The following is a 3936-nucleotide window of genomic DNA, read 5'->3' as shown; positions in this document are numbered from 1 at the left end:
GTCTGACGGCGCTTACTGCTGAATTCACTGTCGGCGAAGGTAAGTTGATGACTCATGATGAACCCTGTTCCATGGCTCCAGATGACAAACATGATCTCATATCAGGGACTTGTTCGCACCTTCCCTAACTGATACAGGCAAACGTCTGGCTGATAAATATAGGGTAGCGACTGACCTTATAGAGGAAGCGCAGGAAGAAGCGACTGAAAATGCGAATAATCTAAGTGGAAGACTAAAACTGGCTTTTCCAGCCACTATGGGACGTTTGTGGTTAGCACCGAAAATTCCGGAATTCATGGTGATGTATCCCAATCTAGAGCTAGATATTAGCTATAGTGATAATTATGTCGATCTTATTGAAGGTGGCTTTGATGCTGCCATTCGAATTGGGCATCTGACCGACAGTCGTCTCGTTGCACGTAAGCTGACCAGTCATAAACGAATTCTCGTTGCGTCACCTAAATATTTGCAACAGCATGGAACGCCTATAGAGCCAGACCAACTACTTGAGCACAACTGTATCGGTAACCCGAGTCTTCACTCCTACCCAATTTGGCGCCTTTCCGATGGACGGCAACTAGCTATGGTTCGTACCAACGGAACCTTAGTCACTAACGATAGTATCGCCATGCTAGAAGCAGCACGGGCTGGCATTGGAATACTTGGTGCCGGAGAATGGCTTGTTGCTCAAGACATACATACAGGGACCTTAGTACAACTGATGCCGCAATGGCATTTTGATAGTGATGGCGGCATCTATCTGGTTCGAGCGTCGCGTCACTATGTATCAGCTCGAACGGACGCATTTGGTGAATGGATTTCACAGCTATTTCAGCCAGTACCATGGAAATAGTTAGTGCTACTTTTAAGCCTGATTCGTGCAAATAATGCATGAGTATTGTGCAAATTTAAGATATTGCCTCCCACCGTGCATGTTGACACAATCATCTCCAGCAGAAAATACAGGAGATTTCAAAATGCCACACCTTTCACCAGCAATAAAAACAGGCTCGCTACTTTTCTTATCTGGTCAACTTGCGTTTGATAGCAACGGAAAAATCCAAGGGGATATTGAAGAGCAGACAGCTTTAATTCTTGCTCATCAGTTTAAGGTTTTGGCTGAATATAAGTTGGGGCCAGAAAACGTCGTAAAAGCCGGTGTATGGATTACCGAACGCAATAATTTTCAGAAATTTGATGCCGCGTTTTCCCGCGCATTTGGTGATCATTTTCCTACTCGTTCAACCGTTATCTCACAACTGGCTCTTGAAGATGCTTTGGTTGAAATAGACTTAGTGGCCTCCTTTGAACCGCTTAACCGTTGATATATTGTCATATCTTTGTAATTCCTTATTTTCGGAGAAAAACATTATGAATATTCAGCGCATCGCTGCATTCTCAAACGGTTCAGAAGGGGGAAATCCCGCTGGCGTTGTTCTATGTGAATTGATGCCTGACACCAAAACGATGCAAACATTGGCAGCAGATATTGGTTATTCAGAAACAGTATTTGCAGCACCTAACGATACAGGTTGGCGAGTTCGGTATTTTTCACCAGAAGTAGAAGTAGACTTTTGCGGTCATGCAACCATTGCGCTCGGCTCCGCTCTTGCGCGAGATTTTGGGCCTGGAACCTTTCACTTAACACTCAATCACGCGCAAATCAGCGTCGAAGGCTACTTCTCTGAGCAGGACTGGGGGGCTTCATTTATCTCTCCACCTACTCATAGCCGCCCAATTAGTAAGGAATTACTCGCTGAAGCCCTCGCTTTATTTGGCCTCAGTGAGGCGAACCTTGATCTACGAATTCCGCCTGCGATAGCTCATGGCGGTGGAGATCACTTGATCCTTGCCTTAAAAGACAGACAAACATTGCAAGCGATGCAGTATAACCAAGAAGACGGTCGTCATTTATCTCTTCGAGAAAAGTTGGTGACATTCAACCTGATTTACGCTGAGCAGAATCAACTATTCCACTCACGAAATCCGTTTCCTGTAGGAGGAGTATTTGAAGACCCTGCAACTGGAGCGGCGGCAGCAGCACTTTCTGGATATCTCCGAGATATCACTTGGCCACATCAGGGATCTATCGTGATTTATCAAGGGGAAGATATGGGTATGCCTTCATGCTTAACCGCTGAGATCTCACCTCAAATTGGCTCTGGGATCAAAGTGTTAGGCAGTGCACGATTGCTTAGCTGATCAAATAATATTCACTACTGATTGAGAAGACTGGTATGCCAATATCACCAGAGAAAAAACTTGAATCACTTAATATTATTTTACCCTCAGCTCCTAAACCGGCAGGTCAATATCAACCTGCTCGTTTAGTTGGAAATATGCTTTATCTATCTGGGCAAGGACCAAGAAGTGAAAATGGGCAATTTATAACAGGAACTTTGGGTAACGATCTTACCGTACAGGAAGGTTATTTGGCTGGGCGTAATGTGGGGTTACAAATACTAGCCGTTGCTAAAGATGCATTAGGTTATTTATCACGTATTGATTCGGTCGTTAAATTATTTGGTATGGTCAATGCCAGCGATAGCTTCATTGACCATGCCAAAGTTGTAAACGGTTGTTCTGACTTACTGGTCGAAGTTTTAGGCGAGAGGGGCTATCACACCCGCTCTGTTATGGGTGCGAATTCACTGCCTTTTAATATGATTCTTCAAGTAGATGCCATCTTCTCAATTAAATAAATACACAACTTTAATAGACCTCTACTTTAAGGCTAAAGGTATCTTTCAGGAATCCAGCATGTCATTCATTGAAATTATTTTGTCTTCAGGTCGGTTCTCTGTTGATATCGCGCTCTATACGCTTCTCCCTGTCATGATAGTCATGCTGTGTATCATGAAAGTACTGGAAAAAAGGGGGTAATGGATATCATCGTTAAGAAGCTGACTCCAATTTTTAAGCCATTTGGCTTAATGGGAATGAGCACCTTCGCCTTACTTCAGATGAACTTTATCAGTTTCGCGGCTCCACTTGCTACGTTGTCTATTATGCAAAGTAGAGGTGTATCAGACCGGCACTTAGCCGCAACCTTGGCGATGCTATTAGCAATGGCGCAAGGCAATATTCTCTATCCAATGATCCCTTTAGGCCTCAACTGGATGGCGGTAATTGTCATTTCTATCATCGGTGGATTATGTGCATCTTCATTGACTTGGTATTTCTCAGGGCAAAATTTATCAGATAAAGACAGCCATTCTTCAGACCAAGAATCAAATGACAATTCGTCCCATAGTAGTTTAATAAAGGTGATTAATGATGCCGGCATTGACTCAATTCGATTAGCTGTAGGTGCTATTCCAATGCTAACTTTGTCAATTACTATTGTCGGCATTCTCAAAGTCGCTGGAGCCGTTACAGCTCTAGAGCATACATTATTGCCTCTGTTGAACGCCGTCGATATATCTTCCATGTTTGTTATGCCCACTCTGGAAAAATACCTAGGTGGAGGGACTGCTTATTTAGGTGTTGCGACAGATTTGATTCAACAAGGCAATATGTCCGCTACGCAGGTAAATACCTCCGCCGGATTTCTGGTTAATACATTCGACTTGCCAGGTGTAGGTATATTCTTGGGTTTGAGTTATCGTTTTGTACGACTATTTAAATATGCAATGCCAGGGATATTATTAGGAATCTTGGTGAGAGCATTACTGCACTTATTTATTTTCAACAGATAAAAACAATCTCTTATAGCATTACGCGACATCGATTGCCTGTGATTAACTCATCTTCATACAACTTTCTTTTTGCGGTATCGAACAATGAGTTTTGATCTTCTCCACTGCCAGGGTAATCCCCCCGAAAACCTGGGGTGCTCATAAGTAGAATTTTCTCGTATCTTGAACGCAGGAGGTTCTACATGAAAACATCACGCTTTAGCGATGCCCAAATCATCGCCATCCTCAAACAGGCCGA

At 43.3% G+C, this 3936-nt stretch carries 5 protein-coding genes; all 5 read left to right on the top strand.

Annotated elements, in window-relative coordinates:
* Window positions 1-109 precede the first annotated feature (109 nt).
* The 5 genes from ACLHZ1_RS20345 (at window position 110) to ACLHZ1_RS20325 (ending at window position 3698) form a co-directional block, all read left to right on the top strand.
* Window positions 110-853 (top strand): substrate binding domain-containing protein, encoded by a 744-nt coding sequence (locus ACLHZ1_RS20345; RefSeq protein WP_427263508.1) that lies wholly within the window; start codon window positions 110-112, stop codon window positions 851-853.
* A 124-nt stretch (window positions 854-977) separates the two neighbouring features.
* The gene (locus tag ACLHZ1_RS20340) at window positions 978-1325 is read left to right on the top strand and encodes a RidA family protein (RefSeq protein ID WP_427263507.1); all 348 of its coding nucleotides are present in this window, start codon (window positions 978-980) and stop codon (window positions 1323-1325) included.
* A gap of 46 nt (window positions 1326-1371) precedes the next feature.
* The gene (locus ACLHZ1_RS20335) at window positions 1372-2202 is read left to right on the top strand and encodes a PhzF family phenazine biosynthesis protein (protein WP_427263506.1); all 831 of its coding nucleotides are present in this window, start codon (window positions 1372-1374) and stop codon (window positions 2200-2202) included.
* Between the two features lie 35 nt (window positions 2203-2237).
* The gene (locus ACLHZ1_RS20330) at window positions 2238-2702 is read left to right on the top strand and encodes a RidA family protein (protein WP_427263505.1); all 465 of its coding nucleotides are present in this window, start codon (window positions 2238-2240) and stop codon (window positions 2700-2702) included.
* A 180-nt stretch (window positions 2703-2882) separates the two neighbouring features.
* Complete coding sequence (locus ACLHZ1_RS20325) at window positions 2883-3698, top strand: hypothetical protein (RefSeq protein ID WP_427263504.1); 816 nt, start codon at window positions 2883-2885, stop codon at window positions 3696-3698.
* The last annotated feature ends 238 nt before the right edge of the window (window positions 3699-3936 follow it).

The organism is Aeromonas sobria (assembly GCF_050266975.1).
Taxonomy (GTDB): domain Bacteria; phylum Pseudomonadota; class Gammaproteobacteria; order Enterobacterales; family Aeromonadaceae; genus Aeromonas; species Aeromonas sobria_B.
This window is presented reverse-complemented; position numbering and strand designations above follow the sequence as displayed.